The 14,270-nt window shown below is 66.5% G+C and carries 11 protein-coding genes and 2 pseudogenes; 8 read left to right on the forward strand and 5 right to left on the reverse strand.

Going from position 1 to position 14,270, the window contains the following annotated elements:
• Positions 1-48: 48 nt before the first annotated feature.
• A complete protein-coding gene (locus tag WT60_RS24525; protein ID WP_059576021.1) occupies positions 49-729 on the forward strand; it encodes a YoaK family protein in 681 nt (226 codons plus the stop codon).
• A gap of 41 nt (positions 730-770) precedes the next feature.
• Here the strand turns inward: WT60_RS24525 and WT60_RS24530 are convergent, their stop codons facing one another.
• Positions 771-1,835, reverse strand: a complete 1,065-nt coding sequence (locus WT60_RS24530) for a cyclic nucleotide-binding domain-containing protein (RefSeq protein ID WP_038743818.1) — start codon at positions 1,833-1,835, stop codon at positions 771-773.
• A gap of 343 nt (positions 1,836-2,178) precedes the next feature.
• Here WT60_RS24530 and WT60_RS24535 point away from each other — a divergent pair, with 343 nt between their 5' ends.
• A complete protein-coding gene (locus WT60_RS24535) occupies positions 2,179-3,075 on the forward strand; it encodes an AraC family transcriptional regulator (protein ID WP_060356396.1) in 897 nt (298 codons plus the stop codon).
• A 45-nt stretch (positions 3,076-3,120) separates the two neighbouring features.
• Here WT60_RS24535 and WT60_RS24540 read toward each other — a convergent pair.
• Positions 3,121-3,331: pseudogene (locus WT60_RS24540) on the reverse strand (AraC family transcriptional regulator); the annotation flags it as partial.
• 16 nt (positions 3,332-3,347) lie between these two features.
• Between WT60_RS24540 and WT60_RS24545 the strand changes: the two are divergent.
• Positions 3,348-3,776, forward strand: a pseudogene (locus WT60_RS24545) (substrate binding domain-containing protein); the annotation flags it as partial.
• A gap of 396 nt (positions 3,777-4,172) precedes the next feature.
• Here WT60_RS24545 and WT60_RS24555 read toward each other — a convergent pair.
• On the reverse strand, positions 4,173-4,859 hold the full coding sequence (locus WT60_RS24555) for a hydrolase (protein ID WP_038743905.1): 687 nt from the start codon (positions 4,857-4,859) through the stop codon (positions 4,173-4,175).
• 593 nt (positions 4,860-5,452) lie between these two features.
• Between WT60_RS24555 and WT60_RS24565 the strand changes: the two genes are divergently transcribed.
• The 5 genes from WT60_RS24565 to WT60_RS24590 all read left to right on the forward strand — a co-directional run bounded on the left by WT60_RS24565 (position 5,453) and on the right by WT60_RS24590 (position 11,279).
• Entirely contained in the window at positions 5,453-5,767 is a 315-nt protein-coding gene (locus WT60_RS24565) for a XapX domain-containing protein (RefSeq protein ID WP_038743822.1), read from the forward strand.
• Positions 5,760-7,658: an amidohydrolase gene (locus tag WT60_RS24570; RefSeq protein WP_038743824.1), complete on the forward strand. Its 1,899-nt coding sequence runs from the start codon at positions 5,760-5,762 to the stop codon at positions 7,656-7,658. Before WT60_RS24565 ends, WT60_RS24570 begins: the two co-directional genes overlap by 8 nt.
• Before the next feature lie 471 nt (positions 7,659-8,129).
• Positions 8,130-9,023, forward strand: a complete 894-nt coding sequence (locus tag WT60_RS24580) for a hypothetical protein (RefSeq protein WP_060356374.1) — start codon at positions 8,130-8,132, stop codon at positions 9,021-9,023.
• Complete coding sequence (locus tag WT60_RS24585; protein WP_060356375.1) at positions 9,020-10,540, forward strand: alginate export family protein; 1,521 nt, start codon at positions 9,020-9,022, stop codon at positions 10,538-10,540. Before WT60_RS24580 ends, WT60_RS24585 begins: the two co-directional genes overlap by 4 nt.
• Positions 10,541-10,805: 265 nt before the next feature.
• Complete coding sequence (locus WT60_RS24590) at positions 10,806-11,279, forward strand: S24 family peptidase (protein ID WP_082754934.1); 474 nt, start codon at positions 10,806-10,808, stop codon at positions 11,277-11,279.
• Here the strand turns inward: WT60_RS24590 and WT60_RS24595 are convergent.
• Both WT60_RS24595 and queF read right to left on the reverse strand, forming a co-directional pair.
• On the reverse strand, positions 11,269-12,225 hold the full coding sequence (locus WT60_RS24595) for a queuosine precursor transporter (RefSeq protein ID WP_060356377.1): 957 nt from the start codon (positions 12,223-12,225) through the stop codon (positions 11,269-11,271). The genes WT60_RS24590 and WT60_RS24595 overlap by 11 nt on opposite strands.
• A 19-nt stretch (positions 12,226-12,244) precedes the next feature.
• Positions 12,245-13,048, reverse strand: a complete 804-nt coding sequence (gene queF, locus WT60_RS24600) for an NADPH-dependent 7-cyano-7-deazaguanine reductase QueF (protein ID WP_231752029.1) — start codon at positions 13,046-13,048, stop codon at positions 12,245-12,247.
• Positions 13,049-14,270 lie beyond the last annotated feature (1,222 nt).

The following is a 14,270-nucleotide window of genomic DNA, read 5'->3' on the forward strand; positions in this document are numbered from 1 at the left end:
GATCGCCTGCCGGCCGGCATCCGTTGCTTTCTTCAGGAACCCGATGCAATGAAACTGAACCTTCCATCGCTGCTCACGTTCAACGGCGGCTTCGTCGATACGGCCGGCTTTCTCGCGCTGCAGGGCCTCTTCACCGCGCACGTGACGGGCAACTTCGTCACGCTCGGCGCGACGCTCGTCTCCGGCAGCACGGGCGCCGTTGCAAAGCTGTTGGCGCTGCCTGTCTTCTGTCTCGTCGTGCTTGCGGCGGGCGTCGCGCGGCGCTCGATGATGCGTGCGCGCGCGCCGGCGCTGAAGATCCTGCTGGGTGCGCAATGGCTGCTGCTCGCGATCGGCGCGGCGCTTGCGATCCGCCTCGGTCCTTTCACGGACGGCGATGCGTGGCCGGCGATCATGACCGGAATGATCCTCGTGATGGCGATGGCGATCCAGAACGCGGTGCATCGGCTGCATCTGCCGGACGCGTTGCCGACGACGCTGATGACGGGCACCGTCACGCAACTGATGCTGCATCTGTCGAACCGCCTCGCCGGCGACGACGTGCCGCGCGCAGGCGGGCCGTCGCGGCTCGCGAACATGGCGTGGACCGTCGCGACGTTCGCACTCGGATGCGGCGCGGCGGCGGGACTTTATCTGATCGGCGGCGCATGGGCGTTTGCGTTGCCGCCGGTGCTGATCGGGGCGGCGCTGCTCGTCGACGAAGAAAAGGCGATGGAGAAGGCGTTGTGAGCGGCTGCGTGAGCCGCCGCGAGGCCCGAAGCGGATCGGGCTCAGGCCGGGTACGCGCGGATGAAGCGGCGAACTGCCTCGACGGCGACCGCGCCTTCCGACAGGTTGGCGACGGCCGAGCGCCGCGGGCCGGCGCGCACCTCGCCGATCGCGAACATGCCCGGCTGCGAAGTTTCGAATGCGGCGGCGAAGGTCGTGCCGGACGCCGCGCGGCCGGTGCGGACGAATCCGCGGTCGTCCACGTCGACGGCGCCGCCGAGCCATTCGGTGTTCGCGCGCAGCGTGACGCGCGCGAGCCGCGGGTCGTACTCGGGGCGCAGCGACGATGCGATGACGAGCGCGTGCGCGCCGATGCGTTCGCCGTCGCGGGCGACGAGGCCGAACGGGTAGGCGTCGCAGTCGAGGCGCACGGTGCGGCTGCCGATCGTCAGGTGTGGACCGAATCGCTGAAGCTCGGCCGTGTCGGCCCGTGCGAATTCGTCGTCGATCCCGAACGGCAGGCGACCTTCGACGACGATCGTGTTCAGGCGCCTCGATGCGGCGTGCGCGGCGGCGATCATGCCGCTCGGCCCGCTGCCGACGATCGCCACATCGAAGTCGCGCCCGGGATCGCGCCCGGGATCGCGATGGCCGGCGCGCGGGGCGCCGCGTGCGGCAGACGCGGCGGAAGGCCCGTAGGCGAGCAGGCCGATGCGGCGAAGCAGGAAAAGACGCACGAGCAAGTCGCGCAGGTCCGGCTCGCGCTCCAGCAGAACCCCAAGCGTGGCGCGATGGATTCGCACGAGGCGGCAAGCGGACGACGCGACCACCGTGGTTTCGCAGGCGATGTCGTTCAGCAGGTCGAGCTCGCCGGTGAAGGTGCCGGGGCCGTGATCGACGCCGCACGGCGTGGCCGGATGCGCGGGCGGCGCGCATCGGGTCGTGCCGTCGAGCACGATGTACAGATAGTCGCTGCGCGTGCCGCTCGCGCACAGCGTCGCGCCGGCATCGACTTCGACGACGCAGCCGTACCGGGACGCGCGTTCGATCAGGTCGTGCGGCAACCCGTACGCGGCGAAGTCGTCGGTATGCTTCAGATGCCCCAGTAGATTTCGGAGGTGATTCATCGAAGAGTGCGCGTCGCCAGGAGCGCGAGGCATCGGATCTGCGCTTGCGCAAGCGTTGCCTCGGCCTGACACCTGCCGTCCTGACGGATTGTTCAAGTATAGATCGCGGGACGTTTCTCCCGACGGCCGCCGGCGCGAGGCGGCGGCGCGAAGTGCGAAGATGATGCGCGCATGGCGCGCGAATGACAACTGGTGAGGACCGAGCGTCGTCGACGTTTCTGTAAAAAAGACACCTTTGTTCTATCGAAGGATGCAATCGGTCATTATCCTTAACCCGATCGAAGGAGTAGCCGCCATGGGGCGATCTGCCGATACCGAAGCGAGCACACTGCCGAGCCTGACGATGAGCAGCACTGATCTTGCCCCGATGGAGCCGCACGAGGCGTTTCGCGGCGCGGCGATCGAGACGATCGAGACGCGCGCCGACGCACACGCGCCCGTCGTGCTGACGCGCGTGCGGCATGCGGAGTGCGGTTTCGGCGTCGTCGAGTTCCTGCCGCCCGCCGATTGCTGCTTGATCGGCGTGGCGCTGCCGGCGCGCACGCCATGCGCGACGCCGGGTGCCGACGACGCGCCGGGTCGGGATGCGCGCATCGCCTTGCGAATCCGACAGGAGGGCGAGCCGTTTCGCGCCGATCTGCAAAGGCCGTTCGACATGCTGTTCCACGTGCTGCCGCGGCGCACGCTGGCCGAGCTGACGGCCGACATGCAAATGGGCGGCGTTCGCGAGCTCGCATGTCCGGACGACAGCCACGACGCGGTGCTGCAGTGTCTCGTCGGGGCGCTGCTGACGGCGGCGTCCGGCGCTTCGCCGCGCAGCCCGCTGCTCGCCGGTCATGTGGCGCGCGCGATGCAGATCCACATCGTGCAGACATATGGCGTGGCCGCGCCGAACGCGCCCGCGAAGGGCGGGCTGGCGAACTGGCAACTGGAGCGCGCGAAGGCGATCCTCGAGGAGAACGCCGCCGGCGAGGTGCCGATCTCGCAGGTCGCGTCGGCGTGCGGCTTGTCGCGCAGCTACTTCATCAAGGCGTTTCGGCAAACGGTCGGCACGACGCCGCACCGGTGGCTGCTCGAGCACAAGATCGAACGCGTGAAGCACTGCCTGCTTTCGAACTCCGAACCGATCGCCGACATCGCGCACCAGTGCGGCTTCTCGGATCAGGCGCATCTGACGCGCGTCTTCACCAGCATGATCGGCACGCCGCCCGCCGCGTGGCGTCGCGTGAACCGGAAATAGCGGGGTTTCGTCGAAGCGCGCCGGCCAGGCGCGGCGCGCGCGCGATCATGCGCGTGCGCGCCGCCGCCATCCGCCGGGCGGCGCGCCGACGATTTTCGCGAACGCCTGCGTGAAATGGCTCTGGCTCGAAAAGCCGCAATGCGCCGCGATGCGCCGCGATGCGCGCGAGCGGCCAGTCGCCATGCGCGAGCAGATGCTTCGCGGTGTCGATGCGCCGTTCGATCAGCCATTGATGCGGCGTCTTGCCGGTCGTCGCGCGCAAGCTGACGGAGAATCGGCGCATCGTCGTCGCGAGCCACGGTTGTCTCGACGAGATGGGCGTGCCCGCCGCGCCGGGCGATCTCGCGTCGCACCGGTGTCTGCGTTTTCCGTATCGGCAAGGGCGGCAGAGCTGGACGTTCAGCCGCGATGGCGGGGCGGAGAAGGTCGAGGTTCGCGGCAGGCTGACCGCGAACAGTCTCGACATCCTGCGTGAAGGCGTGCTCGACGGGCAGGGCGTCGCGCTCGCGCCGACCTGGCGCGTGCACGACGACGTCGTCGCGGGCCGCGTGCTGCCGCTGTTCGAGGCGTGGCGCATGACGCCGCCGGGCGGCGACGCGCAAGTCTATGCGGCGTATCTGCCGAATCGGCGACATTCGCGAAAGGTGCAGACGTTCATCGCGTTTCTCGCCGAACGCATGCCGCAGGCGCTCGACCGCTGACGGATCGCGCCCGGGCTTGCGCGTCGGGCGTCGGCGATGGCCGGGGCGACCGTGTCCGGGACGAGCTGGTTGCGGCGCGACGGATCGCCGGCGTGTGGCGGCTATCGACTGGCGTGCCGATCTTTCCGGTCGCTTGAATGGGGCCGATCGAATTGGGCCGCTTGAATGAGGCCGCTCGAATGGAGCTGCTCAAATGCGGCGGCTCGAATCGGGCCGCGAGCCATCGCGCACGCGTTGATCGGAAGCGTCGTGCGCCGGCATGCATGAAGCGGCCGCGCGCTTGCTCGCGGCCGGATTGCGGAGAAACGAGCGAAATCGGCAATCGACAATCGACAATCGGCGATCGGATTCGGCCGGCGCGTCCGCTCGCATGGCGGGCGCGCCGGCCGATCCGGTTCAGCGCGCCGGAACGGGCGCCAGCACTTCGTGCGCGCTCGCGGTGCGCTGCGCAGCCTTGTGGACCATCGTGTATGCGTAATCGACGCCCATGCCGTAAGCGCCCGAATGCTCCTTCACGAGCGTCATCACGGCGTCGTACGTCTCGCGGTGCGCCCAGTCGCGCTGCCATTCGAGCAGCACCTGCTGCCACGTGACCGGCACGACGCCCGCCTGGATCATCCGCTGCATCGCGTAGTCGTGCGCTTCCTTGCTGGTGCCGCCCGACGCGTCGGCGACCATGTAGATCTCGTAGCCGCCCTCGGCCATCGCGCACAGCGCGAACGTCAGGTTGCAGACTTCGGTCCACAGTCCGGACACGACGACTTTCTTGCGGCCGTTCGCCTTCAGCGCGTCGCGCACTTTCCGGTCGTCCCACGAGTTCATCGACGAGCGCTCGAGCAGCTTGTGATCGGGGAACACGTCGAGCAGCTCCGGGTACGTGAAGCCGGAGAACGATTCCGATTCGACCGTCGTGATCGTCGTCGGGATGTTGAAGATCTTCGCGGCCTTCGCGAGGCCGACGACGTTGTTCTTCAACGTCTGGCGATCGATCGACTGAACGCCGAACGCCATTTGCGGCTGCTGATCGATGAAGATCATCTGGCAGTTGTGCGGAGTGAGGACTTCGAGCTTCGGGTCGGACATGACAATCTCCGGGGTGACGCCGTTCAGGGCGGGAGTGAACAAAGACATTCGATGCGCGGCGATCGCTGTGATCGCTGCGATCGCGCACATCGTTTCTGGATCGAATGCGAACGCGGCACGCCGCCGACGCCGCGCGCCGCGTTCAGGCCGGGCGGCCGAGTCGAAACGCGGGCGCGCCGACTCGAACGATCTGCTGCGGGATGGATGCTAGAGCGTGGATGTCCGGCCGTCTTGAACAATAGTGCGCAAACTTGGCGAGGAGTCCGGTGAACGTTGCGCGTCGGCTTGCGTGCGAACTGCTCGCCGTCGACGATGATGCCGCCGTATCGCCGTATCGCCGTATCGCCGTATCGCCGCATCGCCGCATCGCCGCTTCGCGCCATTCGATGTCGCGTGCGCGTGCGAACGCGTCGCGTCGCGTCGCGTCGCTATCGTTCAAAACTGGCGACAAACGTTCAATACGCGAGCGCCCGCAAATGCGATAGTCAGCCGCGACCGATCGAGACGCCCGCGAACGGATCGCAGGTTCACCGCTCGCGCGCCAGCTCGACGTTCCGACGACGCACACGACCACTACATCCGGACTACCCATCATGAAAGCTTATGTCTTGTCGCTCGCCATGGGGCTGCTCGTGGGCATCATCTACGGCGTCTCCAACGTGCGCTCGCCGGCGCCGCCCGTGATCGCACTCGTCGGCCTGCTCGGCATCCTCGCGGGCGAGCAGGTGCCGCCGCTCGTCAAGCGGCTGCTGAGCAACGCCGAGACGTCGACTTCCTGGTATCAGCACCAGGTCAAGCCGCACATGTTCGGCCAATTGCCGACTTGCCCGAAGGCGCCGGACGCGCCGGCGCAGGTCGCAGCCGCCCGTCACCCCGATTCGTCATCCGGAGAGCAACGCCATGGCTGACCACGCCGCACACGCCACCCCCGATCTGATCCTGCACCGCGGTCGCTTCACGACGCTCGACCGTTCGAATCCGGCCGCGAGCGCGGTCGCGATCAAGAGCGGCCGGTTCGTCGCCGTCGGCGGCGACGAGCTGCTCGCGTCGGCGGGCGCGAACACGCGGATCGTCGACCTGCAAGGCAAGGGCGTGTTGCCGGGCCTGATCGACAACCATCTGCACATCATTCGCGGCGGCCTGAACTTCAACATGGAGTTGCGCTGGGACGGCGTGCGCAGCCTCGCCGACGCGATGGCGATGCTGCGCCGCCAGGTGGCCGTCACGCCCGCGCCGCAATGGGTGCGCGTGGTCGGCGGCTTCACCGAGCATCAGTTCGCCGAGAAGCGTTTGCCGACGATCGACGAGCTGAACGCCGTCGCGCCCGATACGCCGGTCTTCATCCTGCATCTGTACGATCGCGCGCTGCTCAACGGCGCGGCGCTGCGCGCGGTCGGCTATACGAAGGACACGCCGGAGCCGCCGGGCGGCCGGATCGCGCGCGACGCGGCGGGCAACCCGACCGGGCTGCTGCTCGCGCGGCCGAATGCGGCGATTCTCTACGCGACGCTCGCGAAGGGGCCGAAGCTGCCGTTCGAATATCAACTGAATTCGACGCGGCACTTCATGCGCGAGCTGAACCGGCTCGGCGTGACGGGCGCGATCGACGCCGGCGGCGGCTTCCAGAACTATCCGGACGATTACGCGGTGATCGAGCAGTTGGCGAAGCACGATCAACTGACGATCCGGCTCGCGTACAACCTGTTCACGCAGAAGCCGAAGGAAGAGAAGCAGGACTTCCTGAACTGGACCGCGACATCGAAATACCACGACGGCACCGACTATTTCCGCCACAACGGCGCGGGCGAGATGCTGGTGTTCTCGGCGGCGGACTTCGAGGATTTCCGCGAGCCGCGCCCCGATCTTTCGCCCGACATGGAAGGCGAGCTCGAAGCGGTCGTGCGCGTGCTCGCGCAGAATCGCTGGCCGTGGCGCTTGCATGCGACCTACGACGAAACGATCAGCCGCGCGCTCGACGTGTTCGAGCGCGTGAACCGCGACATTCCGCTCGACGGGCTGAACTGGTTCTTCGATCACGCGGAGACGATTTCCGACGAATCGATCGACCGGATCGCCGCGCTGGGCGGCGGGATCGCGGTTCAGCACCGGATGGCGTACCAGGGCGAATACTTCGTCGAGCGCTACGGCCAGGCCGCGGCGGAAGCGACGCCGCCTGTCAGGCGGATGCTCGACAAGGGCGTCAACGTGTCGGCCGGCACCGATGCGACGCGCGTCGCGTCGTACAACCCGTGGGTGTCGCTCGCTTGGCTCGTCACCGGCAAGACGGTCGGCGGCGCGCAGCTTTATCCGCGCGCGAATTGCGTCGATCGCGAAACCGCGCTGCGGATGTGGACCGAGAACGTCACGTGGTTCTCGAACGAAGTCGGCAAGAAGGGCCGGATTCAGGTCGGGCAGCTCGCGGATCTGATCGTGCCCGACCGCGATTTCTTCGCATGCCCGGAATCCGACATCGCGGATACGACGTCGCTCTTGACCGTCGTCGGCGGCAAGGTCGTCTACGGCGCGGGGCCGTTCGCCGACATCGACGAAGGCGCGCCGCCGCCCGCGATGCCGGACTGGTCGCCCGCCCGCGTGTTCGGCGGCTATGCGGCGTGGGGCGACAAGGAAGGCGGCGCGTCGCTGCAGCAGGTGGTCCGGCAGGCGGCGCAGGCGTGCGCGTGCGCGAACCGTTGCGGCATTCATGCGCATCGGCATGCGAGCGCGTGGAGCAGCAAGCTGCCGGTCGACGATCTGAAGAGCTTCTGGGGCGCGCTCGGCTGCTCGTGCTGGGCGGTGTGAGCGCGCTCGGGCGCGCGTGCCGCGCGTCGCTGTCTCGTCGCATTCCGGTGACGCGCTTGGTCGCGTCGCGCGACGAAGCGTCGGCGGGAGCGACGCGGACATTCCGGCGCATTCGGCCGTCCAGCTGTGCTTCGCGCGCGCGAACGCGCGGCAGCGGCCGCGCACGCCCGGCGCGCAGTCCGCCGAAATACGTTTCGCCGGCGAGATCTGCCGCCGTCTCGACGGCATCCCGCTCGCGATCGAACCGGCGGCCGCGCGCGCGGCGACGCTCGGCCTGGAAGGCGTGCACCGCCGCCTCGACGATTGCCTCGCGATTCTCGGCGGACTCGTCCCCGGGGCCGGCTGGCCGGACCAAACGCCGCGCGGGCGCGCAGCAGGCGCCGGCGCGGCATGTCGATGACTTCACCACTTTGGGAAACAAGCATGCAAATACGACGCTCGGGAATACGTTCGGCCTTGCTGGCCGCCCTGATGTTCGGCTTCGCGCAGATGCCCGCCGCTTTCGCGGATGCGGATGCGGGCGCCGCCGCCGAATCCGCGCGCGCGATCGCATCGGCGCCGCCGGTCGCCGTCGGGCCGCAATACGACACGACGCATGTCTACGTCGCGGTTCCCGATCTGGACGCGTTCGTCGACAGCTTCGTCGCGACGTTCGGCGGGAAGGCGTCGCCGCGCGTGACGCTCACCGTCACGCCGACGCCGAGCGAAACGCTGTCGCAATACGTGCAGACGCCGGTGGGAATGCTGTCGGTATTCGGGTTCAAGACGCCGATTCCCTATCCGTTCGGCGCCGAGCGCACGGGCTATCTCGTGACGGATCTCGACGACGCGGTGAAGGCCGCGCGGGCCGCCGGCGCGGACATCGTCGTCGATTCGTTCGACGACCCGATCGGCCGCGACGCCGTCGTTCGCTGGCCGGGCGGCGTGATGATGCAGCTGTATTGGCACCGGAAGGCGCCGTCTTACGCGCCGCTCGCGACGGTTCCGGACAATCGCGTCTATCTGTCGCCGTACGAGGCGGATCGCTTCGTCAAGAGCTGGGTCCGGTTTTCGCACGGCAAGATCGTCTCCGACAACCGTCGCGAAGACGGCGGCGCAATCGGCCGGCCGGGCGCCGAGGTGCGCAAGATCGTGATCGAATCGACTTTCGGACGCGTCGCCGCGTTCGTGACCGACGGCAAGCTGCCGTATCCGTACGGCCGCGAAACGACCGGCTACGCGGTCGCCGACCTCGATGCGACGCTCGAGAACGCGCAGGCGGCGGGCGTCAAGGTTCTGGCGCGGCCCTATCGCACGCAGGCCGGGCGCACCGCGATGCTCGCGTTCCCCGGCGGCTATATCGCGGAAGTGCACGACGCGCAATGACGATGCGCCGCGTTTCCGCGCTCGGTTGCTGGGCGCTGATGTCGCTGTTCGCGGCGGTGCGCGCGCATGCGGCGGATGCGTCGCCCATGTCACCCGCGTCGCCGACGTCACCAGCGTCGCCCACGACGCCCACGTCGCCCGCGTCACCCACGTCACCCATGTCACCCACGTCGCCCGCATCGCCGGACGCATCGTCCTGCACGAAGGCGCGTCCGGCGATCTTGTTCAATCGCTGGCAGGAGGATTGGTCGGCGCTCGCGGACCCGTGCGTGCCGCGCAGGCCGCTCGATGCGCTGAAATACCTGCCGCTGCTCGGCCGCAGCGACACGTATCTGTCGCTCGGCGCGGTGCTGCGCGAGCGGCTCGAGATGAACGATGCGCCGCTGTTCGGCCTCGGCCGCGCGCACGACGACACCTACGTGCTGCAGCGCGCGCAGGTGCATGCCGACCTGCGAATCGCCGGGCACGTGCAGGTGTTCGTGCAGCTCGAGGACGCGCGCACGTTCGGCAAGGACGACGTCGGCTCCGTCGATCGCAATCGCGTGGATCTGCGCCAGGCGTTCGTGACCTATGCCGGCGCGATCGGGCCCGGCGTCTTCAAGGCGCGAATCGGCCGCCAGGAGATGGCGTTCGACTTGCAGCGCTTCGTGTCGGTGCGCGACGGCCCGAACGTGCGCCAGGCGTTCGACGGAATCTGGGCCGACTGGGAAGAGGGCCCGTGGCGCTTCATCGGCTATGCGACGCAGCCCGTCCAGTATCGCGACGATCACGCATTCGACGACGTGTCGAACCGCAATCTCACGTTCAGCGGCGTGCGCATCGAACGTCAGGGCGTGGGGCCCGGCGATCTGTCCGCTTATTATTCGCGGTACAACCGGGCGCAGGCCCGGTTTCTGGATGGCTCGGGTGCGGAGCATCGCGACGTGTTCGATGTCCGGTACGCGGGCAGGCAGCGCAACGTCGATTGGGACGTCGAAGGCATGCTCCAGTCGGGGCACGTCGGCGCGCAGCGCATCGACGCGTGGGCGGTGGGCTCGCTCGCGGGCTATACGTTCGCCAACGTGCGCTGGACGCCGCGCGTCGGCTTGCAGGTCGACGCCGCGTCGGGCGACCGGCACCCGCACGACGGCCGCATCGAGACGTTCAATCCGCTGTTCCCGAACGGCTACTACTTCGCGCTCGCCGGCTACACCGGCTATACGAATTTGATTCACGTGAAGCCGTCGGTCACGTTGAAGCCGAGCAACGCGCTCACGCTGCTCGCGGCGGTCGGGCTTCAGTGGCGCGCGACGACGGCGGACGCGGTCTATGCGCAGGGCGCGTCGCCCGTGCCGGGCACGGCGGGGCGCGGCGGCAAGTGGACCGGTTTCTACACGCAGTTGCGCGCCGATTGGGCGGTGACGGCGAATCTGGCGGCGGCGCTCGAAATCGTGCATTTTCAGATCGGCGACGCGATCCGCGCCGCGGGCGGTCGAAACGCGGATTATCTGGGCGCGGAGTTGAAATTCGGGTGGTAGCCGCGTCAGCGGCGCGGCGCATCCGAATTCCTCGGCGCTGGCGAACGATGTTGCCAGTCGGAGCGTGCACGCGTGGTTCGATCGAATCCTGAATCGTGGAAATTCGGATTCGCTCAAGTGCGAGCACGGCGCGTGTGTCGCGCATGAATCCGCCAGGCGCGGCATGGCGAAGCCCTGGCGAAGGCGGGTCTCTGCGCCGCATCGACGCGCGCCGCAGGCGCGTCAGACCGGCATCTCGCCGGCGACCTTGAGCCGCGTGCTGTCGATGTCGACCGAAGATCCGCGCATCAGCACCGTATTGGCGATTGCCGACGCGCTCGCTTCGACCGTCGGGTATCTGCTGCATAGCGAGCGCGTCTACCCGATTCCGATTCTCGAATGGGACGAGATGCTCGATTTCTCGCGCGGCCATGACAACGCCGCCCGCAACACGCGATGGGTGACGGTCAATACGCCGCGCGGCCCCGGCGCGTTTGCGGCGCGTACGAAACCGTCGATGGCGCCGCGGTTTCGCGAAGGGTCGGTCGTGATCGTGGAGCCGGGCCTCGCGTTTCGCGACGCTCAGATGGTCGTCGCCGCGATCGACGGCGGCGAGCCGGCGCTGCGCCGCGTGATCGAGGACGGCGAGGCCGTCCGGCTCAAAAGCGTCGGCGCGCCGCACGCGCAGACGGTCGACGCTTTCGGCCGGGGCGTTGCGGTGCTCGGCGTCGTGACCGAGTCGCGCCTCATCAATCCTTGAACGAAAACGGATTGAAGCTCGTGTGATAGTCGTAGTAGTCGATCTGATCCACGCGCTTGAGGCGCTTCGACACGGCCGTGACGACGGGCAGCAGCACGAGCTCGTAGATCAGCTTGAAGGCTATCTGGATGCCGATCATCGTCAGCACGACGTCCCGCGGCAGCCGCCCCCAGAAGAGGATCGCGCAGAACAGCGTGCTGTCGATCACGATCGCGACGCCGGTGCTCGACACGATACGCGCCCACAGATGGCGGCCGGCCGTCGCGATCTTGAGTTTCGCGAGAAACGTCGTGTTGATGAACTCGCCGCAGAAATACGCGACGGTCGACGCGACGAACGTTCGGGCGAATTCGAGCGCGAGCGCCGGGTATGCGGCGGCGAGCGTCGGGTTTCGCGCCTCCCAGCTGGGCAACGCGGGCGGCAGCGACAGCAGCCAGGTGCCGATGATGAACATCAGGTTCACCGCCAGCCCGCCCCAGATCACCAGGCGGCTGACGCGATATCCGTAGACCTCGGTGATGATCGTGCTGAACGCGTAGGTCATCGGAAACGCGATCAGCGCCGCCGGAATGCCGAAGCTGACGGCGCCGAGAAGCGGCAGCCCATCGATCCTGAGCTCGATGACGCGCGCGCCCGTCACGTTCGACAGCATCAGGAAGCCGACATAGACAAGCGCGAGCAGCAAGACGGCGGGCGTCAGTCGATGCTTGCGCGTCGGGAAGTACGACAGCGGGACGAGCCCGTCCGTGTCAGTGGCGGCGTTGAGAAAGCCGATGTGCGCGACGTCCTCGCGCGAGAACTTGCCGAGCCACGATTTCGTGTTCAGCTCGCGCGGCGACATCTTGAAGGTGGCGCCGGAATCGCACACGCGCACCAGGACGAGCAACGCGTCGTTGTCGAGCGACGGCTCGATGACGGCTTCGATTTCATGAGAAGCGTATTCCATGATCGGCCTGCGAGGCGGGCTATTGCCGGATCAAGCGCGGATTCGGCACGTCGTGCAGCGGCTCGCTGCTGCGAACCGGGTTGATGTCGATGCCGCCGCGGCGCGTGTAGCGGGCCGCGACGGTCAGCCGTGCGGGCGCGCATCGTTGCTGAATGTCCTTGAAAATCCGCTCGACGCATTGCTCGTGGAATTCCTCGTGATTGCGAAACGACACGACGTACCTGAGCAGCGCCTCGCGATCGATGCGCCGGCCTTCGTAGGCGATCGAGACCGTACCCCAGTCGGGCTGTCCCGTCACGAGGCAGTTCGATTTCAGCAGGTTCGAATAGAGCGTTTCGCGGACCTGTTCGTCATGCGTCGCGAGGAGCCGCCGGTCCACGTCGAATGCGTCGATCGCGATGTCCTGCTCGTCGATCGACGTGCCGGCCGGCGTGCCGATGTGGCGCGCGGCGGCGCGCTCCAGCGGCTCGAGCGTGACGGAAACGGGCGCGCCCGCGCAGCGCGACAGGTCTTGCGCGGCGATGCGCTCGACGTCAGCCGGAGTCTCGAACGACGTGTTGTTGAAGGTGTTGAAATACAGCTTCATCGATTTCGACTCGATCACGTTCGGCGATGCGCACGGCACGACGATCGTCGCGATCGCGACGCGCGGCACGCCGCGCGGCGTCAACCACGAGAGCTCGTAGTGGTTCCACACGTCGACGCCGAAGAACGGCAACGGGCCCGTGATGCCGATTTCCTCGCGCTTGATCGTGCGCGGAATCGCGAAAAGCTTCTCCGGGTTGTACGTGGATTCGTACTTGGATTGCTTGCCAAGCTCCATGGCGCCTCGGTTCGGCGATGAATTCATGTTTTTGGGATTCCTGGTTTCGGTATTTCGATTCTCGATCAACCAAATTCGGTCGTTCAGGCGCGTGGACGGAAGAACCTTGTTCATTCGACGAGCTTCGGCATGATACCCGATGGTTCCGTTGTTAATAGTCGGGTAAAACGGGATCTGCGAGAGATTGTGCGGTCAATCCGGAAGGCCGATTCATTCGTTTTTTTGATCGGGATGGTTTCGATTGTTTTGTGTTTTGGCGGAGGGCGTAAAGTTTGTGGAAATGAATTAAAGATATAAATAATATATGTTCGATTATCCATTTGTGCATGTTGGACATGAATGGTTGTGGGCGCGTGCACATGGCTTGTGCCGAGTGTGGTGCCGCTCGGTCGGTTACGGAGGGAGTACCTGTTAGATCTACGAGTTTCGATGGGTTGCCAATTCATCCATATTATCTCCGTTAAGATAATTATTGTTTTTGCAATATGGAAATAGGCTTGACGCAGTAGCTGTCTGAGTTATTAAAAGAGAAGTTGCAGGTCGTGCTTGTAATCCGTCTGTCGAATGACGAAGCCAGCGAAAAAATGCTCAGATCGCGGACGCGATTCGATGTGTCGATGAAATCCCAGGTTCCGATCACTGAGCGGAATCGTCATTGACAGGGAAATCGGTTAGTCGAAATGCTGGAGGAGCGCCGAAAGGGTTCAGGTCGAGGCAATGCGATAGGTCGATGCGGCCCGGTAGATGGACAAGATCGGGATGCGGCGGGGATCAATCGATCAGTTGAATCGATGCTCGCGCCGGGTGGAAGGAACGGGCAATTCGTGGGGCGCTGCCTGTATGCGTGGCCGCCGGGCGGCGTGGCGGAGGCTGCGGGGATTCAGTGAGCCTCGCTTAAGAAGGCGACGACGAGATAAACCGGCTAGGGCCTGTTCCCGCTAATAACGGGCTTGCGAACGTGCCTTTGCGCCCGCATGGCAAGGAGAGAGGAGGCGCAATAGCCGTCGCTATTGCAACGACGAACGACGCCGCCATGCGGGCGCAAAGGCACGTTCCCGTGATCGAAAAAATCCGTCGAGGGGCTGGCCGCCAGAAGGGCCGATCGCTGCGCCATGCTCCTCGCGAATACGTCGAGTATTCGCTTCGTCGCAATCCTCGCGCTCGGCCCTTCTGGCGGCCAGCGCAAGCCCGTTATTAGCGGGAACAGGCCCTAGGCCGATGT

The sequence above is a fragment of the Burkholderia sp. MSMB617WGS genome (assembly GCF_001532025.2).
Classification (GTDB): domain Bacteria; phylum Pseudomonadota; class Gammaproteobacteria; order Burkholderiales; family Burkholderiaceae; genus Burkholderia; species Burkholderia savannae.

Coding starts and splice junctions, on each gene's coding strand:
- WT60_RS24525 (WP_059576021.1), top strand. CDS start 49: ATGAAACTGAACCTTCCATCGCTGCTCACGTTCAACGGCGGCTTCGTC.
- WT60_RS24530 (WP_038743818.1), bottom strand. CDS start 1,835: ATGAATCACCTCCGAAATCTACTGGGGCATCTGAAGCATACCGACGAC.
- WT60_RS24535 (WP_060356396.1), top strand. CDS start 2,179: ATGAGCAGCACTGATCTTGCCCCGATGGAGCCGCACGAGGCGTTTCGC.
- WT60_RS24555 (WP_038743905.1), bottom strand. CDS start 4,859: ATGTCCGACCCGAAGCTCGAAGTCCTCACTCCGCACAACTGCCAGATG.
- WT60_RS24565 (WP_038743822.1), top strand. CDS start 5,453: ATGAAAGCTTATGTCTTGTCGCTCGCCATGGGGCTGCTCGTGGGCATC.
- WT60_RS24570 (WP_038743824.1), top strand. CDS start 5,760: ATGGCTGACCACGCCGCACACGCCACCCCCGATCTGATCCTGCACCGC.
- WT60_RS24580 (WP_060356374.1), top strand. CDS start 8,130: ATGTTCGGCTTCGCGCAGATGCCCGCCGCTTTCGCGGATGCGGATGCG.
- WT60_RS24585 (WP_060356375.1), top strand. CDS start 9,020: ATGACGATGCGCCGCGTTTCCGCGCTCGGTTGCTGGGCGCTGATGTCG.
- WT60_RS24590 (WP_082754934.1), top strand. CDS start 10,806: ATGTCGACCGAAGATCCGCGCATCAGCACCGTATTGGCGATTGCCGAC.
- WT60_RS24595 (WP_060356377.1), bottom strand. CDS start 12,225: ATGGAATACGCTTCTCATGAAATCGAAGCCGTCATCGAGCCGTCGCTC.
- queF (WP_231752029.1), bottom strand. CDS start 13,048: ATGGAGCTTGGCAAGCAATCCAAGTACGAATCCACGTACAACCCGGAG.